Here is a 17149-nt window from a genome sequence, read left to right as displayed (position 1 = left end):
GTTAATCACCGTTACCAGATTGTTATTTGGCTTACCGCTCAGCTCACGAGGACAAACCAGGGTACAGAGCTATGGCGCCTTGCAGGTAAACGAATGAAATATCAGTGAAACAACAGCAAATCAGCGTTTTTGCAGTCCGAATTATTCAAACCTGTATATCACTAATAACTGTCCTGATAACTTCGGTCAATACCATCACACTGTTACATAACTATTTGTCAGGTGAAAGAGAGACCTCATAACTTTTGCGCATTATATGCCTTTTCTGCTGACGTTTGTAACAATATTGTTTAACATTTGTCAAATCAGATGATTAAAATTTAAAAAGATGTTGTTATCGTGACCCTGATCACTGTTCCAGAGAAAACCCGACAAACTGTATGTAGGTTAATTGTAATGATTTTGTGAACAGCCTATACTGCCGCCAGGTCTCCGGAACACCCTGCAATCCCGAGCCACCCAGCGTTGTAACGTGTCGTTTAAGCATCTGGAAGCAATGTTTTGCATGACGCGCAGTTATAGAAAAGGAACGCTGCTTGACCCGCATCGCAGTCCGGAGGAAGGAAACAATAAGAACAGCATGTGGGCGTTATTCATGATAAGAAATGTGAAAAAACAAAGACCTGTCAATCTGGACCTCAAAACGATCCGGTTCCCTGTAACAGCAATAGCGTCCATTTTGCACCGCGTTTCTGGTGTGATTACGTTTGTGGCGGTCGGTATTCTGCTGTGGTTACTGGGCACCAGCCTCTCTTCTCCTGAAGGATTCCTCCAGGCCTCTGCCATCATGAACAGCTTCTTCGTGAAATTTATCATGTGGGGCATTCTGACCGCGCTGGCGTACCACGTTGTGGTGGGTGTTCGCCATATGCTGATGGACTTTGGCTACCTGGAAGAAACCTTCGAAGCCGGGAAACGCTCCGCTAACATTTCATTTGTGATTACAGTCGTGCTTTCACTTCTCGCAGGAGTTCTCGTATGGTAAGCAACGCCTCCGCATTAGGACGCAACGGCGTACATGACTTCATTCTGGTCCGTGCTACCGCTATCGTTCTCACCCTTTACATTATTTATATGATCGGTTTCTTCGCGACCAGCGGCACGCTGACGTGGGAAATCTGGAGTGGGTTCTTCGGATCTGCCTTCACCAAAGTGTTCACCCTGCTGGCGCTGTTCTCCATCCTTATTCATGCCTGGATTGGCATGTGGCAGGTGTTGACCGATTACGTTAAACCACTGGCTATTCGCCTTCCTCTGCAGCTGGCAATCGTCGTTGCTCTGGTGGTTTACGTTATTTATGGATTCGTTGTGGTGTGGGGTGTGTAATGAAACTGCCAGTCAGAGAATTTGATGCTGTCGTGATTGGTGCGGGTGGCGCAGGTATGCGTGCCGCACTGCAAATTTCCCAGAGCGGCCAGACCTGTGCGCTGCTCTCAAAAGTATTCCCAACCCGTTCCCACACTGTGTCTGCGCAGGGCGGTATCACCGTTGCGCTGGGTAACTCCCATGAAGATAACTGGGAATGGCACATGTACGACACGGTAAAAGGTTCCGACTACATCGGCGACCAGGATGCCATAGAATATATGTGTAAGACTGGCCCGGAAGCGATTCTGGAGCTGGACCATATGGGTCTGCCGTTCTCCCGTCTGGAAAATGGCACCATCTATCAGCGTCCGTTTGGCGGCCAGTCGAAAAACTTCGGCGGCGAGCAGGCGGCACGTACTGCGGCGGCGGCTGACCGTACCGGTCACGCGCTGCTGCACACCCTGTACCAGCAGAACCTGAAAAACCACACCACCATCTTCTCCGAGTGGTACGCGCTGGATCTGGTGAAAAACGCCGATGGCGCAATTGTGGGTTGTACCGCGCTGTGCATCGAAACCGGTGAAGTGGTCTACTTCAAAGCACGTGCAACCGTGCTGGCAACCGGCGGTGCAGGCCGTATCTATCAGTCCACCACTAACGCCCACATCAACACCGGTGACGGCGTCGGTATGGCTATCCGCGCGGGCGTGCCGGTGCAGGATATGGAGATGTGGCAGTTCCACCCAACCGGTATCGCTGGTGCGGGCGTTCTGGTAACAGAAGGCTGCCGCGGTGAAGGTGGTTATCTGCTGAATAAACACGGCGAGCGCTTCATGGAGCGTTATGCCCCGAATGCGAAAGACCTGGCGGGTCGTGACGTGGTGGCGCGCTCCATCATGATCGAAATCCGTGAAGGCCGCGGCTGTGACGGCCCATGGGGTCCACACGCCAAGCTGAAACTCGACCATCTGGGTAAAGAAGTACTGGAGTCCCGTCTGCCAGGCATCCTGGAACTGTCCCGTACCTTCGCTCACGTTGACCCTGTAAAAGAGCCAATTCCGGTAATCCCAACCTGCCACTATATGATGGGCGGTATTCCGACCAAAGTGACCGGTCAGGCGCTGACCGTGAACGAGCAGGGCGAAGACGTGGTCATCCCTGGCCTGTTCGCGGTAGGCGAAATCGCCTGCGTATCCGTACACGGTGCCAACCGTCTGGGCGGCAACTCCCTGCTGGACCTGGTGGTGTTTGGTCGTGCGGTGGGTCTGCATCTGCAGGAATCCATTGCCGAGCAGGGCGACCTGCGTGACGCGACCGACGACGAAATTGATGCCTCTCTTGAGCGCCTCAACCGCTGGAACGGCAACCGTAACGGCGAAGATCCGGTGGAAATCCGTAAAGCGCTTCAGGAATGTATGCAGCACAACTTCTCGGTATTCCGTGAAGGTGACGCGATGGCCAAAGGTCTTGAGCAGCTGAAAGCGATCCGCGAGCGTCTGAAAAATGCCCGTCTGGACGACACTTCCAGCGAGTTCAACACCCAGCGCGTTGAGTGCCTGGAGTTGGATAACCTGATGGAAACTGCATTTGCCACCGCAATGTCGGCAAACTTCCGTACCGAAAGCCGTGGCGCGCATAGCCGCTTCGACTTCCCGGAGCGTGACGATGAAAACTGGCTGTGCCATTCCCTGTATCTGCCAGAATCGGAAACCATGACGCGCCGTCAGGTGAACATGGAACCGAAACTGCGTCCGGCGTTCCCGCCGAAGATTCGTACTTACTAATGCGGAGACAGGATAATGAAACTCGAATTCTCAGTTTATCGTTATAACCCGGATGTTGATGATGCTCCGCGTATGCAGGATTACACCCTGGAAGCGGAAGAAGGTCGTGACATGATGCTGCTGGATGCCTTAATCCAGCTGAAAGAAAAAGATCCGACGCTGTCGTTTCGCCGCTCCTGCCGTGAAGGGGTGTGTGGCTCTGACGGCGTGAACATGAACGGCAAAAATGGCCTGGCCTGCATCACGCCAATTTCCGCGTTGCAGCGTCCAGGTCAGAAAATTGTTATCCGTCCTCTGCCTGGCCTGCCGGTCGTGCGTGATTTGGTGGTGGACATGGGGCAATTCTATGCACAATATGAGAAGATTAAGCCTTACTTGTTGAATAATGGGCAAAATCCGCCCGCTCGCGAGCACTTACAGTCTCCTGAGCAGCGTGAAAAACTCGATGGGCTGTACGAGTGTATTCTCTGTGCATGCTGTTCGACGTCCTGCCCGTCGTTCTGGTGGAACCCGGACAAGTTTATCGGCCCGGCGGGTCTGTTGGCTGCCTATCGCTTCGTGATCGATAGCCGCGACACCGAAACCGATAGCCGTCTGGAAGGGCTGAGTGACGCTTTCAGCGTATTCCGCTGCCATAGCATCATGAACTGCGTCAGTGTGTGTCCGAAGGGGCTGAACCCGACGCGCGCCATCGGCCATATTAAGTCGATGTTGTTGCAGCGCAGTGCGTAAGTAGTGAGAGGGGAGCGCTGTTCCCCTCATCCTGACCCTCTCCCGCAGGGAGAGGGAACAGATTGCAGAAACCTTTAAAAACTGCCCTGTACTACCCTGAAGTCCAGACAGTTTCTAAAGGTTCCTTCGCGGGCCAAATGAAAAGAGCTCGCAGGTGAACCCCGGCACGTACACGTGGTGTGCGTGGTAGTTTCTACGGCGAAAGTAAGCATAAAAATGCTTAAGGGATCACGATGCAGAACGGCGCAATGAAAGCCTGGCTGGACTCTTCTTACCTCTCTGGTGCTAACCAGAGCTGGATAGAACAGCTCTATGAAGACTTCTTAACCGATCCTGACTCAGTGGACGCAAACTGGCGTTCCATGTTCCAGCAGTTGCCTGGCACGGGAGTCAAACCGGATCAATTCCATTCCAAAACACGTGATTATTTCCGTCGTCTGGCGAAGGATGCCTCACGTTACTCTTCTGCGATTTCCGACCCTGACACCAATGCGAAGCAGGTTAAAGTCCTGCAGCTTATCAACGCTTATCGCTTCCGTGGTCACCAGCATGCGAATCTCGATCCGCTGGGACTGTGGCAGCAAGACCGTGTGGCGGATCTCGATCCGGCGTATCACGATCTGACCGAGGCCGATTTCCAGGAAAGCTTTAACGTAGGTTCCTTTGCCATCGGCAAAGACACGATGAAGCTGGGCGATCTGATTGACGCGCTCAAGCAAACCTACTGCGGCTCCATCGGCGCGGAATACATGCACATTACCTCTACCGAAGAGAAACGCTGGATCCAGCAGCGTATCGAATCCGTAGCGGGCCACGCGACCTTCTCGGCTGACGAGAAAAAACGCTTCCTGAACGAACTGACCGCTGCCGAGGGTCTTGAGCGCTATCTTGGCGCGAAATTCCCGGGCGCAAAACGCTTCTCGCTGGAAGGTGGTGATGCGCTGGTGCCGATGCTGAAAGAGCTGATTCGTCACGCCGGCAAGAGCGGCACCCGTGAAGTGGTGCTGGGTATGGCGCACCGTGGTCGTCTGAACGTACTGGTCAACGTGCTGGGTAAAAAACCGCAGGACCTGTTCGACGAATTTGCGGGCAAACATAAAGAACACCTCGGCACCGGCGACGTGAAGTACCACATGGGCTTCTCGTCTGATATCGAAACCGAGGGCGGTCTGGTTCACCTGGCGCTGGCGTTTAACCCGTCACACCTTGAAATCGTTAGCCCGGTGGTTATCGGTTCCGTGCGTGCGCGTCTGGATCGTCTGGACGAGCCGAGCAGCAATAAAGTACTGCCAATCACCATCCACGGTGACGCAGCCGTAACAGGGCAGGGCGTGGTTCAGGAAACCCTGAACATGTCCAAAGCGCGTGGTTACGAAGTGGGCGGTACCGTTCGCATCGTGATTAACAACCAGGTGGGCTTCACCACCTCTAACCCGCTGGATGCACGTTCTACCCCGTACTGCACAGACATCGGTAAAATGGTACAGGCGCCGATCTTCCACGTTAACGCGGATGACCCGGAAGCTGTTGCTTTCGTTACCCGTCTGGCGCTGGACTTCCGTAACACCTTCAAGCGCGATGTGTTCATTGACCTGTTCTGCTACCGTCGTCACGGCCACAACGAAGCGGATGAGCCAAGTGCAACCCAGCCGCTGATGTACCAGAAAATCAAAAAACACCCGACCCCGCGCAAAATCTATGCTGACAAGCTGGAGAGCGACAAAGTGGCGACGCTGGAAGATGCGACCGAAATGGTCAACCTCTACCGCGACGCGCTGGATGCGGGTGAATGCGTGGTGAAAGAGCTGCGCCCAATGAACATGCACTCCTTTACCTGGTCGCCGTACCTCAACCACGAGTGGGATGAGAGCTACCCGAACAAGGTCGAAATGAAGCGTCTGCAGGAGCTGGCTAAACGCATCAGCACTGTGCCTGACGCCATTGAGATGCAGTCTCGCGTGCAGAAAATCTACGCTGACCGTCAGTCCATGGCGGCAGGCGAGAAGCTGTTTGACTGGGGCGGCGCGGAAACCCTGGCTTACGCAACGCTGGTTGACGAAGGTATTCCTGTTCGTCTGTCCGGTGAAGATGCGGGCCGTGGCACCTTCTTCCACCGTCACGCGGTTGTTCACAACCAGTCCAACGGTTCAACCTACACTCCGCTGCAGCACGTGCACAACGGTCAGGGCCAGTTCAAGGTCTGGGACTCCGTGCTGTCTGAAGAAGCGGTGCTGGCATTCGAATACGGTTACGCCACCGCAGAACCTCGCACCCTGACTATCTGGGAAGCGCAGTTCGGTGACTTCGCCAACGGTGCGCAGGTTGTAATCGACCAGTTCATCTCCTCCGGCGAGCAGAAATGGGGCCGTATGTGTGGCCTGGTGATGCTGCTGCCGCACGGCTATGAAGGCCAGGGTCCGGAGCACTCCTCCGCGCGTCTGGAGCGTTATCTGCAGCTCTGCGCTGAGCAGAATATGCAGGTCTGCGTGCCGTCCACCCCGGCTCAGGTGTACCACATGCTGCGTCGTCAGGCGCTGCGCGGTATGCGCCGTCCGCTGGTGGTGATGTCGCCGAAATCCCTGCTGCGTCATCCGCTGGCCGTGTCCAGCCTGGATGAACTGGCGAATGGCACCTTCCTGCCAGCCATCGGTGAGATTGATGAACTGGATCCGCAGGCTGTGAAGCGTGTGGTGATGTGTTCTGGTAAGGTTTATTACGACCTGCTGGAACAGCGCCGTAAGAACGATCAGAAAGATGTCGCCATCGTGCGTATCGAACAGCTTTATCCGTTCCCGCACCAGGCGGTGCAGGAAGCGCTGAAACCTTACGCTCACGTACATGATTTTGTCTGGTGCCAGGAAGAGCCGCTCAACCAGGGCGCATGGTACTGCAGCCAGCATCATTTCCGTGAAGTGATTCCATTTGGGTCAGCCCTGCGTTATGCAGGTCGCCCGGCCTCCGCCTCACCGGCGGTAGGGTATATGTCCGTTCACCAGAAGCAGCAACAAGATCTGGTCAATGACGCGCTGAACGTCGATTAATTAAAGGATACATAATGAGTAGCGTAGATATTCTTGTTCCCGACCTGCCTGAATCTGTAGCAGATGCGACCGTCGCTACCTGGCACAAAAAACCAGGCGATGCCGTTAAGCGCGATGAAGTGCTGGTAGAAATCGAAACTGACAAAGTGGTACTGGAAGTACCGGCTTCGGCGGATGGTGTTCTGGATGCTGTGCTGGAAGATGAAGGCACAACCGTAACCTCTCGTCAGATCCTGGGTCGCCTGCGCGAAGGCAACAGCGCGGGCAAAGAGTCCAGTGCGAAATCTGAAGAGAAAGCCTCTACGCCGGCTCAACGCCAGCAGGCTTCTCTGGAAGAGCAGACCAACGATGCGCTCAGCCCGGCGATCCGTCGCCTGCTGGCTGAGCACAACCTGGACGCGGCGGCCATTAAAGGCACCGGTGTGGGTGGTCGTCTGACCCGTGAAGATATCGAGAAGCACCTGGCGAAAGCGCCTGCGAAAGCAGAAGCGAAAGCCCCTGCGGCGGCACCAGCAGCACAGCCTGCTCTGGGTGCCCGCAGCGAAAAACGCGTACCAATGACTCGCCTGCGTAAGCGTGTGGCTGAGCGTCTGCTGGAAGCGAAAAACTCCACCGCGATGCTGACCACCTTCAACGAAGTGAACATGAAGCCAATCATGGACCTGCGTAAGCAGTACGGTGACGCGTTTGAAAAACGTCACGGTATCCGTCTGGGCTTTATGTCCTTCTACGTGAAAGCGGTAGTTGAAGCGCTGAAACGCTACCCGGAAGTGAACGCGTCCATCGACGGTGATGACGTGGTTTACCACAACTACTTCGACGTCAGCATGGCGGTATCTACTCCGCGTGGCCTGGTGACCCCAGTACTGCGTGACGTGGATACCCTGGGTATGGCTGATATCGAGAAAAATATTAAAGAGCTGGCTGTGAAAGGCCGCGACGGCAAGCTGACCGTAGATGACCTGACCGGTGGTAACTTCACCATTACCAACGGCGGCGTATTCGGTTCGCTGATGTCTACCCCAATCATTAACCCGCCGCAGAGCGCGATCCTGGGTATGCATGCCATCAAAGATCGTCCTATGGCGGTAGACGGTAAAGTTGAGATCCTGCCGATGATGTACCTGGCACTGTCTTACGATCACCGTCTGATCGATGGCCGCGAGTCCGTGGGCTTCCTGGTGGCGATTAAAGAGCTGCTGGAAGATCCAACGCGTCTGCTGCTCGACGTCTAGTTTGCAGTCTTGCCCGGCGGCATATAGCTGCCGGGCCTATAAAAGCACGACCTAACGATTACCTGAAGGATGGATAGAACACATGAACTTACATGAATATCAGGCCAAACAGCTGTTTGCCCGGTATGGCTTACCGGCTCCGGTGGGTTATGCCTGTACTACCCCGCGTGAAGCAGAAGAAGCCGCATCTAAAATCGGTTCCGGCCCTTGGGTAGTTAAGTGTCAGGTTCACGCTGGTGGCCGTGGTAAAGCGGGCGGTGTGAAGGTTGTTAAGAGCAAAGAAGAGATTCGTGCGTTTGCTGAACATTGGCTCGGCAAGCGTCTGGTGACCTACCAGACAGATGCGAACGGCCAGCCGGTTAACCAGATCCTGGTAGAAGCCGCGACCGACATCGCGAAAGAACTGTACCTGGGTGCGGTTGTTGACCGTAGTTCCCGTCGCGTGGTGTTCATGGCGTCTACCGAAGGCGGCGTGGAAATCGAAAAAGTGGCAGAAGAAACCCCTCATCTGATCCACAAAGTGGCTATCGATCCGCTGGCAGGCCCAATGCCTTACCAGGGTCGTGAGCTGGCGTTCAAACTGGGTCTGGAAGGTAAACTGGTTCAACAGTTCACCAAGATCTTCATGGGTCTGGCGACCATCTTCCTGGAGCGTGACCTGGCGCTGATCGAGATCAACCCGCTGGTGATCACCACTCAGGGCGATCTGATCTGCCTCGACGGTAAACTGGGCGCTGACGGCAACGCACTGTTCCGCCAGCCGGATCTGCGCGAAATGCGTGACCAGTCTCAGGAAGACCCGCGTGAAGCGCAGGCTGCACAGTGGGAACTGAACTATGTGGCGCTGGATGGCAACATCGGCTGCATGGTTAACGGTGCGGGCCTGGCAATGGGTACCATGGACATCGTTAAGCTGCACGGCGGTGAGCCAGCAAACTTCCTCGACGTAGGCGGTGGCGCAACCAAAGAGCGCGTAACCGAAGCGTTCAAAATCATCCTGTCTGACGACAACGTGAAGGCCGTTCTGGTTAACATCTTCGGCGGTATCGTGCGTTGTGACCTGATCGCCGACGGTATCATCGGTGCAGTGGAAGAAGTGGGTGTTAACGTTCCGGTGGTTGTGCGTCTGGAAGGTAACAACGCTGAACTCGGCGCGAAAAAACTGGCTGACAGCGGCCTGAATATTATTGCAGCGAAAAGTCTGACGGATGCAGCTCAGCAGGTTGTTGCCGCAGTGGAGGGGAAATAATGTCCGTTTTAATTAATAAAGATACCAAGGTTATCTGCCAGGGCTTCACCGGTAGCCAGGGGACTTTCCACTCCGAACAGGCGATTGCCTACGGTACGCAGATGGTTGGCGGCGTAACGCCAGGTAAAGGCGGCACCACGCATCTGGGTCTGCCAGTCTTCAACACCGTGCGCGAAGCGGTAGAAGCGACGGGCGCAACCGCGACCGTGATCTACGTTCCGGCACCGTTCTGCAAAGATTCCATCCTGGAAGCAATTGACGCAGGCATCAAACTGATTATCACCATCACTGAAGGCATCCCGACGCTGGATATGCTGACCGTGAAGGTTAAGCTGGATGAAGCTGGCGTGCGTATGATCGGCCCGAACTGCCCAGGCGTTATCACTCCAGGCGAATGCAAAATCGGTATCATGCCAGGCCACATTCACAAGCCGGGCAAAGTGGGCATCGTTTCCCGCTCCGGTACGCTGACCTATGAAGCGGTCAAACAGACCACCGATTACGGCTTCGGCCAGTCCACCTGTGTGGGCATCGGCGGTGACCCGATCCCGGGTTCTAACTTCATCGACATCCTGAAGCTGTTCCAGGAGGATCCACAGACCGAAGCGATCGTGATGATCGGTGAGATCGGTGGTAGCGCTGAAGAAGAAGCGGCTGCTTACATCAAAGAACACGTGACCAAGCCAGTTGTCGGTTACATCGCGGGTGTGACTGCGCCGAAAGGCAAGCGTATGGGTCACGCAGGTGCGATTATCGCGGGTGGTAAAGGTACGGCTGATGAGAAATTCGCAGCGCTGGAAGCCGCAGGCGTGAAAACCGTTCGCAGCCTGGCGGATATCGGCGAAGCACTGAAATCCATCATTAAGTAAATCCTCTCTGCTCTCTGCAAGGAGAGCGTTGAAATAAAAAAATGTCCGTTTCGACATGGTTGGCCGCTGTAAAGCGGCCTTTTTTTATTGCAGAAAATCCTCACGTATCGGCGTAAAGGTATCCAGCAGGGTTCCCGCCTTGTGACACACGCAGCCGTGCATAACATTGGGTTGTTTGTACAGCGTATCGCCTGCTCTGACGGTATGCGTTTCGTCGCCAATGGTAAATTCAAACTCACCGGAGAGAACATACGTCAACTGCTCGTGGGGATGGCTGTGCATGGGGCCGATGGCACCCTGCGCGAAATGTACTTCAACCGCCATCATATTGCCGGCATGGGCGAGGATCCGGCGGGTTACGCCATTCCCAGCCTCTTCCAGCTGGGTCTGATTGTGAAAAACAAACATCGTATTACCTCAGTTGTATAGTGAATGAGTGACTTCTGACCGAGCTGTCAGAGGCGGTATGTGCGGTTTAACGTCATGTCAATCACGGTTATTGTATCGTCGCTCTTCACGATATCGACTTTCCCGGTGCCCGTGAAATCTGTGACAAACACGAAGGAAATGCGCTTATCTCGGCTGCGTAATAGCAGGTAGTCGATCGTTGATGTCGAAGGGTTATTCGGTCCCTGAGCTTTGATTAACGCCGCATTGTTGGTCGAAAAGCAGGTGACAGAAACCGGGGCGTCGGCCTGGTAGTGAACCTCCATTTTACCCTTCAGCGGCTGTTCAGTTGCCTGCTTAACGTAGGGGTAGCAGATCCGGACGCCATTCTGTGGCGCCGTCGGTGTTGCTGAGGCGTTAATGTGGTAAACCGCATCGACGCACTGGTAGTGAGGATTATCGACGTCCCATTTATCAATCAGCAGGTTTTCCGTCACGACGATGCTACGGCGAAAAACGATATCCCGGTAGGACTCATCATTCCACTCCACGCGAGTTTTGCTGTCGGGTAACACAGCGGCGCTGCACCAGTCCACTTCGGCGATCAGCCGCGATTCTCCCTCCTGCTGCTGGTAATCGAGAACCCTGGGTAGTGCAGGGGGCTGGTTGAGTCCGTTGACGCACAGCGTATTGTGCGAAAACGTATTTTTGTAGTAGCCATAGTGCAGCGGTGCGCCATAGCCGGTTGTGCCCAGATCGGGGAACAGTGCGCTGTAGTTATTGAAGACGATAAGGTTGAGTCTGTCGTAGTGATCGTGCTCGCCGCCATAGGGGCCATGTTTAATGCATACGGCGCGGCCTGGCGCGTTGCGGATTATCGTAAATCCGGCGTCAGGATTATGCTCATTACCCTCCGGGGCGCTTAACGCCTGCGCCGGCAGCGGTTGCCCATAGAAAAGGGCATCAATGTTGTCGCGCGGTCCAGCGGTGTATAGCCAGGCTAACAGCTCGCCATATTGCGGGTTGCCATAATAGTTGAACGCAAATTCATAGATATCGGCGTGGCCGAGTCTCTCCTGGCCGTTCACGCAGTCGTTTACTTTAGGCAGGGTCATATTCGGCATCAGCAGCGTCAATGGCAGCGACAGCATGTTCGTATACCAGGGCTTATCCAGCAGGCTGAACGGACCATGTTGGGCGAATTTCTCAAAGCCCATGAACGCCTCAAGCGCGTAATAGTGGTAATGCAGCGAACCTTCGAACCATAAGCCGCCGGGCAGCAGGGCATGTTCCAGCTGATACCGCAGGCCGTAAGGGCTGTTAACGGCAAACGTCAGATAGCGATCGTCGTCGAGAATCGCGCCGATAATGCCGATGGTCGCGCTGATCTTCACCTCGTGGTTGTGGATTTGATTGCTACGGTGCTGCATCAGAAAATCGGCTCCGCTGCGCAGCAGGCGTCGGGAAATATACTCATACTGTTCTGTCGTCAGCGCGGCGCTGACGATATCGAATCCACGGGCAAAATCGGCATGACAGTTGGCTTCACACAGCGTCTGCGCGTTGGCTTTACCGGGACCGTTATAAGGAATACCGCCGTGTTCTTCGTAGTCAGGGTAGTATTTTGCGTAGTGCATCAGGATATCGGTAATTTTATTGAGGTATTTATTATCGTCCGTTAGCAGCCAGAGGATGCCCAGCTCATAGCACGCTTTAGCATTGAGCCCGTTAAGCCAGCGCCACCAGGCACCATAGTAAGGTTCACCGGTAAAGACGGCTCCATCAACCGGGCAACGGTGCTTATTGGGCGATTTCCGGTCCCAGAACAGCCGCACGCTGTGTTCCGGGCAGTAAAAATAGTGGTTCCAGGTGGCGCAGCCCGTTTGCGGAACCAGCGTGTCGTGGTTAAGGACGTCGCGGTTGTTTTCCTCCAGGCGGCGAAGGATCTCCGGCGTTACCCGGGCTTTTGCAGCGGCAATCTGTGCTTCTGTAAACTGTTTCATTATCTACCTGTATGCGTTGTCGTGGCGCTTACTTCACCAATACAGAGCCCGGGGTCAGGATGTTGATATCGGTGTCATTTGCCTGCGTCAATAGCGCGGCATTTTTGCTGAAGTCATTGTCTTTCCAGACTCTCGCTGCGGCGAGTAACGGACCAGTAGCCTCTTCAGGGTTGTATTTTATTTCCTGATACGGCCAGTCGCTGGCGTCTTTGCCGGTTTGCTGGCTGACGAAGGAAAAGGCTTTTTTCATGGTTCGCCCATCCAGTTCATAATTCCAGACATCATCACCGGTTATTTCACCGTAGCGCCCCATTCTGGCGTAGGCTGCCAGAGCAAAATTGGTGTAATGGAAGGAGCGAGTTCGTTCAAGCTCGGCCGGTAGTTCGCCTTTGACGTTCACCTGAGCAGCAAGGTGGCGATTTTTGAAAATATCGATTTGCCGACGAGCCTGTTTGACGTCACCGGAGAACAACGAAAAGGCGGTAACCTGCGCGTCATACCAGGCGCCGTGATTGTTATACCAGTTTCCCTCTTCCTGGCCGTTAGCGCTGGATAACAGCCATGTGGCATAGTCCGAATACCAGCTTTTGTAACCCTGAACCGCTTTATCCGAGAGGAAGCCCGCATGTTGCAGCAGGATGATGCTGTCAGCGACGTCGATCAACACGCGCGTATCAATAATGCCAATCCCCCGGCCATTCACTATGCCCGGAATTGCCTGGGCGTAACTGAGGTCAGGATTCATTCGGGTTTGCTTGTTCAGAAACCAGGTGTCCAGCATGATTTCTGCTTTTTGCGCATAGCGGGCGTCTGCGCTATAAAATGCGGCCAGTGAGAGCGCTCGGACGTCGTCAGAGAACTGCACCAGGCGTTTGCTGTCCGTATCGTCTGTCTTGGATGACGGGTTTATCTGGCCGTCTTTACGAATCCAGGGAAGATGGTCTTTGGTATCCGGGTTTGGCCACCAGTAGGGACCAAAACTGTAATAGTCATGCTTATTCCCGGACGCCGGTAACAATTTTTTATCGGTCACACTCCAGGGTTTATGTTCCAGCGCCTGGTCTGCTTTCTGCAGCAGATTTTTCCAGGCGGGAGCGTAGGTTTGATCTCCGCGCTGAATACTTTCTTTTATCTCAAGCATCTGCCTGCAATCGTACGTCAGGCAGTCGTCATTCGAGCCCTGAGGCAGTGTATTCCCACTCGCTGCTAACGCGGAGGTTGAGAACAGCGCGCTGATAAACGCAATGTAGCGATAATTCATCGGTATATTCCTTACATTTATACCCGTCATTCAGGCGATTACCGGTGTGACTTTTTCAGAAGGGAGCTTAATCAGCATCCACAGGAACAGGGCGCCAATCAAATCGAAAACACCCAGACCGATAAAGAAGATGTCGTAACCCACAACAGCGACCATGGCACCAAGGAAAATACTGAACAGGAAGTTCCCCATGCTGCCGGTGAAGGCGGCGAAACCGGTCGCGGTGGCGACTTTTTGTCTTGGGAACAGGTCGGATGACATGCTGATCACCGTAACGGACAGACACTGATGGGCGAACCCGGCAATACAGAACAGCGCAATGGCCACATAGACATTACTGACGAAACCAACGCCAGCCATCGACAGCATCAGCAGGGCGGCAAACGTAAAAGTGATGCGTTTGGCGTTAACAATATGCACGCCGCGGTTATTCAGAAACTTCGAAATGTAACCCGCAGCCAGGCAACCCAGGTCAGCGGTCAGGAAGGGGAGCCAGGCAAACATGGCGATTTCTTTCATGTTCATGTGGCGCACCGTCACCAGGTAGAGCGGCATCCAGTAGTGCAGCGTCCCCCATGCCGGATCGGCCATAAAACGCGGTAAGGAGATGGCCCACAAGCTTTTATCCTTGATCATGGACATCAGGGAGGCTTTCTCTTTAACCACTTCTATTTGATCGGCCATGACCTCTTCGTGCTCTTCCTTCAGCAGCGCAGGATGCGACTCCGGGGAGCGATAAAACACCGCCCACAGAATGGCCCAAACAACGCCGATGGCGCCGGTGACAACAAAAGACATTTCCCAGTTGTAGTTAACAATCGCCCAGACAACCAGTGGCGGGGCCAGCATGGCACCGACGGAGGTACCGAGGCTGTAAACGCCGCAGGCTAAGCCGCGCTCCTTTGCCGGAAACCACTCGGCGGTGACTTTCATACCCGCAGGGTTGAAGGCGGCTTCGGTCAGGCCCAGGCCCCCGCGCAATGCGGCAATGGGGAACCATGTGCTAAATAATGCCGTCAGCATGTTGCACAAAGACCACAGCGCGGCCAGTACAGCAAAACTGACTCGCAAGCCGAATTTATCGATCACAAAACCGCAGGCGATCCCGCCGATGGCATAGGTGAATGGAAAGACCGACACAATCCATGAGTACTGCTCGCTGGAGAGATTCAGCGTTTTCATCATTTCTGGTGCTGCGACGCCGAGCGTGCTCCTGGCTAAGTAGTTGATAATCGTACCTAACATGACGAGTGAGATAATGTACCAGCGCAGTTTTTTGATCTTCACAACATTCACCTTGTCCGTTGATAATTAGCTTTAGTTAAAATAAAACAATGTTTCATTTCATTTTATGGACTGGTGATGGAGGTGTTCATGATCTCGATCTCAGTTTTGAAACAATATTTCATTTTGTTTGGTTTGGGTGGTTGGAAGAGGATTCTGTTTGTTTTTGTTAACTGTTTTATAAGTCGATAAAACTTATATTTATTTGGTGAATAATTCATGGGAGGTCTTTATTTTACACTTTAAGTTATTAAAACTGTGTTTTGATAATTTTTATGATCACGATCTTGTTTGTGAAACAATGTTCGTGATTTTAATTTGTAGATAAATATGATTCTCGAAAATTGCGGGTTGATGGCTGTTGATTTTATTTGTTTATGGCAATGAGTTTTCTTTTCTTAAAAGGATGAAGGTCTGTTATGCAAAAAAATCCATTACGTTTTCTGATTCTCTTCGCTGCTGGGTTGCCGCTGGCGAGCCATGCGCTAACGTTTGATCTCCGGGGCGGCTATAAAACCGGGAGCCACTCCTATGAGTCGCGGTATAAGATCAGTGAGAGCTGGGCTAACGGCTGGTGGGCAAGCGCGGAGATGGATAATAAAAACAATAAAAATAACGGAAAGGGTACAAATGGTTCCGATAAGTCCGACAGTGCTCACTCTTTTGGTGACAGCACAACTGACTATAACGAGATAGAGACTAATTATACCTGGCGGTTTGCCGATAAGTGGAATCTACAACCCGGGGGGATTTACCACTGGAGCAGTAAAGGCACTCAGATTCGTCCCTATATCAGGGTCAACTATCTACCCGGAGCTGACTGGAGTCTCGGTTTGCGTTACCGATACGATTATAATACTTATGAGACTGTTAACGATGAGGGAGAGTCACATCGCGACAGCGTTAATCGTCTCGACATCTTTGTGGGTTATAAATTTAATCGCGAATGGAGTTTCTTATATCAGGGCACAGCATATAAGCATGCCAATGAGGATTACACCTATAAAAATAATAAAACCTGGGCAACTGAGAATGCATTTACACTGCGGTATAAGTGGAACGAATGGTTTAGTCCCTATGTTGAATACGACTATTTAGATCAGCAGGGCTACTATGAAGGTGAGGATAATGTCTCTGAGTCGCGCTATCGCATTGGTATGACGTTTACGCTTTAAACGCGATTATTACCCTGAAAACCCGGTTTAGCACCGGGTTTTTGTCATTCATGTACGTTTAGTGTCTACGTTTCGCTACGAGCGTAAATTTGTAGTCATCACTTTTGAAGGTATTACGGCTGTATTCAAATACGCGTCCATCACTGAGATAGCCGCGGGAGATTTTTTCGAGGACAGGTTTTGCCGCATCGATCCCCAGAGCATTCACGACCTCGGCAGAGGGCATCACGGGAATGACCTCCTGCTCACTGCGGTCGATAACCATCTTTTTAATCTGTTCGATGTAATGATATTTGGAGTTTTCCATCACGGCCCAGGTGAGGTCGTCGAACATTGCCAGCGGCATCCACGTCTCTTCCAGATTCACAGGTTTTTGCTTAATAAAACGCACGCGTTTGATATGCCAGACGTTGTCATCAGGGCGAATGTTCAGTTTTTCCGCGAGTTTCTCATCTGCTTTGATCACTTCGAATGTTTTGACGTCGCTATGGGTATCAACATTTCGATCCGCCAGTTTTTCGTAAAAGCCGGTGAGTTGATAAATGTCGTAATTAACGCGCTCCTCTTTGACGTAGGAGCCGCTGCCCTGAATGCTTTCGATAATGTGCTCTTCGGTGAGCAGCTTCAGCGCCTGTCTCACCGTTACCCGACTCACGCTAAAGGCGTCCTGCAGACTGGATTCCGTTGGTAACGCATCACCAGGTTTTAACTCACCGGCGTTGATTTGCTCGCGAAGCGCATCGGCTATCTGTCGGTACATCGGTTTGTTGCCCATATCATCTGCCTTTCTAATACCTTTTAACGGAATTATGCCCTCAGAC

14 protein-coding genes are annotated in these 17149 nt (G+C 53.1%); 9 read left to right on the top strand and 5 right to left on the bottom strand.

What is annotated here, in order from left to right; translation table 11 throughout:
• Nucleotides 1–580: 580 nt before the first annotated feature.
• From sdhC to sucD, 8 genes are all read left to right on the top strand, one after another.
• Nucleotides 581–985: a succinate dehydrogenase cytochrome b556 subunit gene (gene sdhC / locus AC0XWG_RS00580; RefSeq protein WP_020684965.1), complete on the top strand. Its 405-nt coding sequence runs from the start codon at nucleotides 581–583 to the stop codon at nucleotides 983–985.
• Nucleotides 979–1326 (top strand): succinate dehydrogenase membrane anchor subunit, encoded by a 348-nt coding sequence (gene sdhD, locus AC0XWG_RS00575; protein ID WP_008501088.1) that lies wholly within the window; start codon nucleotides 979–981, stop codon nucleotides 1324–1326. Before sdhC ends, sdhD begins: the two co-directional genes overlap by 7 nt.
• Nucleotides 1326–3092: a succinate dehydrogenase flavoprotein subunit gene (sdhA, locus tag AC0XWG_RS00570; RefSeq protein ID WP_028019437.1), complete on the top strand. Its 1767-nt coding sequence runs from the start codon at nucleotides 1326–1328 to the stop codon at nucleotides 3090–3092. The genes sdhD and sdhA overlap by 1 nt, the downstream gene beginning before the upstream one ends.
• A gap of 15 nt (nucleotides 3093–3107) precedes the next feature.
• A complete protein-coding gene (gene sdhB, locus AC0XWG_RS00565) occupies nucleotides 3108–3824 on the top strand; it encodes a succinate dehydrogenase iron-sulfur subunit SdhB (protein WP_475680274.1) in 717 nt (238 codons plus the stop codon).
• Between the two features lie 233 nt (nucleotides 3825–4057).
• A complete protein-coding gene (sucA, locus tag AC0XWG_RS00560) occupies nucleotides 4058–6865 on the top strand; it encodes a 2-oxoglutarate dehydrogenase E1 component (protein ID WP_028019436.1) in 2808 nt (935 codons plus the stop codon).
• Between the two features lie 14 nt (nucleotides 6866–6879).
• Nucleotides 6880–8100 (top strand): 2-oxoglutarate dehydrogenase complex dihydrolipoyllysine-residue succinyltransferase, encoded by a 1221-nt coding sequence (odhB, locus tag AC0XWG_RS00555; protein ID WP_028019435.1) that lies wholly within the window; start codon nucleotides 6880–6882, stop codon nucleotides 8098–8100.
• 82 nt (nucleotides 8101–8182) lie between these two features.
• Nucleotides 8183–9349: an ADP-forming succinate--CoA ligase subunit beta gene (gene sucC / locus AC0XWG_RS00550; RefSeq protein WP_006809579.1), complete on the top strand. Its 1167-nt coding sequence runs from the start codon at nucleotides 8183–8185 to the stop codon at nucleotides 9347–9349.
• Entirely contained in the window at nucleotides 9349–10218 is an 870-nt protein-coding gene (gene sucD, locus AC0XWG_RS00545; protein ID WP_008501094.1) for a succinate--CoA ligase subunit alpha, read from the top strand. Before sucC ends, sucD begins: the two co-directional genes overlap by 1 nt.
• Before the next feature lie 84 nt (nucleotides 10219–10302).
• Here the strand turns inward: sucD and AC0XWG_RS00540 are convergent, their stop codons facing one another.
• Genes AC0XWG_RS00540 through AC0XWG_RS00525 form a run of 4 tightly spaced genes read right to left on the bottom strand, consistent with a single transcriptional unit; the run spans nucleotide 10303 to nucleotide 15156 of the window.
• The gene (locus tag AC0XWG_RS00540; protein WP_028019434.1) at nucleotides 10303–10626 is read right to left on the bottom strand and encodes a cupin domain-containing protein; all 324 of its coding nucleotides are present in this window, start codon (nucleotides 10624–10626) and stop codon (nucleotides 10303–10305) included.
• A gap of 47 nt (nucleotides 10627–10673) precedes the next feature.
• Nucleotides 10674–12608 (bottom strand): heparinase II/III domain-containing protein, encoded by a 1935-nt coding sequence (locus AC0XWG_RS00535; protein WP_475680273.1) that lies wholly within the window; start codon nucleotides 12606–12608, stop codon nucleotides 10674–10676.
• Between the two features lie 28 nt (nucleotides 12609–12636).
• Complete coding sequence (locus AC0XWG_RS00530; protein ID WP_475680272.1) at nucleotides 12637–13869, bottom strand: alginate lyase family protein; 1233 nt, start codon at nucleotides 13867–13869, stop codon at nucleotides 12637–12639.
• Nucleotides 13870–13899: 30 nt separating this feature from the next.
• The gene (locus tag AC0XWG_RS00525) at nucleotides 13900–15156 is read right to left on the bottom strand and encodes an MFS transporter (protein WP_080351345.1); all 1257 of its coding nucleotides are present in this window, start codon (nucleotides 15154–15156) and stop codon (nucleotides 13900–13902) included.
• Between the two features lie 416 nt (nucleotides 15157–15572).
• On the opposite strand from AC0XWG_RS00525, the gene AC0XWG_RS00520 reads away from it, so the two are divergent.
• A complete protein-coding gene (locus AC0XWG_RS00520; protein ID WP_032667020.1) occupies nucleotides 15573–16328 on the top strand; it encodes an oligogalacturonate-specific porin KdgM family protein in 756 nt (251 codons plus the stop codon).
• 58 nt (nucleotides 16329–16386) lie between these two features.
• Here AC0XWG_RS00520 and AC0XWG_RS00515 read toward each other — a convergent pair whose 3' ends face one another.
• The gene (locus AC0XWG_RS00515; protein ID WP_028019430.1) at nucleotides 16387–17103 is read right to left on the bottom strand and encodes a GntR family transcriptional regulator; all 717 of its coding nucleotides are present in this window, start codon (nucleotides 17101–17103) and stop codon (nucleotides 16387–16389) included.
• Between the last annotated feature and the right edge of the window lie 46 nt (nucleotides 17104–17149).

Source organism: Enterobacter sp. DVT3837 (assembly GCF_056238685.1).
Note: the sequence above shows the minus strand (reverse complement) of the source record. Positions and strands in the feature narration are given on the sequence as shown.

Bases quoted from the DNA above. Each gene is read 5' to 3' on its own strand.
- sucC (WP_006809579.1), top strand. From the start codon at position 8,183: ATGAACTTACATGAATATCAGGCCAAACAGCTGTTTGCCCGGTATGGC.
- odhB (WP_028019435.1), top strand. From the start codon at position 6,880: ATGAGTAGCGTAGATATTCTTGTTCCCGACCTGCCTGAATCTGTAGCA.
- AC0XWG_RS00530 (WP_475680272.1), bottom strand. From the start codon at position 13,869: ATGAATTATCGCTACATTGCGTTTATCAGCGCGCTGTTCTCAACCTCC.
- sdhD (WP_008501088.1), top strand. From the start codon at position 979: ATGGTAAGCAACGCCTCCGCATTAGGACGCAACGGCGTACATGACTTC.
- sdhC (WP_020684965.1), top strand. From the start codon at position 581: ATGTGGGCGTTATTCATGATAAGAAATGTGAAAAAACAAAGACCTGTC.
- sucD (WP_008501094.1), top strand. From the start codon at position 9,349: ATGTCCGTTTTAATTAATAAAGATACCAAGGTTATCTGCCAGGGCTTC.
- sdhA (WP_028019437.1), top strand. From the start codon at position 1,326: ATGAAACTGCCAGTCAGAGAATTTGATGCTGTCGTGATTGGTGCGGGT.
- AC0XWG_RS00520 (WP_032667020.1), top strand. From the start codon at position 15,573: ATGCAAAAAAATCCATTACGTTTTCTGATTCTCTTCGCTGCTGGGTTG.
- AC0XWG_RS00515 (WP_028019430.1), bottom strand. From the start codon at position 17,103: ATGGGCAACAAACCGATGTACCGACAGATAGCCGATGCGCTTCGCGAG.
- AC0XWG_RS00540 (WP_028019434.1), bottom strand. From the start codon at position 10,626: ATGTTTGTTTTTCACAATCAGACCCAGCTGGAAGAGGCTGGGAATGGC.
- sdhB (WP_475680274.1), top strand. From the start codon at position 3,108: ATGAAACTCGAATTCTCAGTTTATCGTTATAACCCGGATGTTGATGAT.
- AC0XWG_RS00535 (WP_475680273.1), bottom strand. From the start codon at position 12,608: ATGAAACAGTTTACAGAAGCACAGATTGCCGCTGCAAAAGCCCGGGTA.
- sucA (WP_028019436.1), top strand. From the start codon at position 4,058: ATGCAGAACGGCGCAATGAAAGCCTGGCTGGACTCTTCTTACCTCTCT.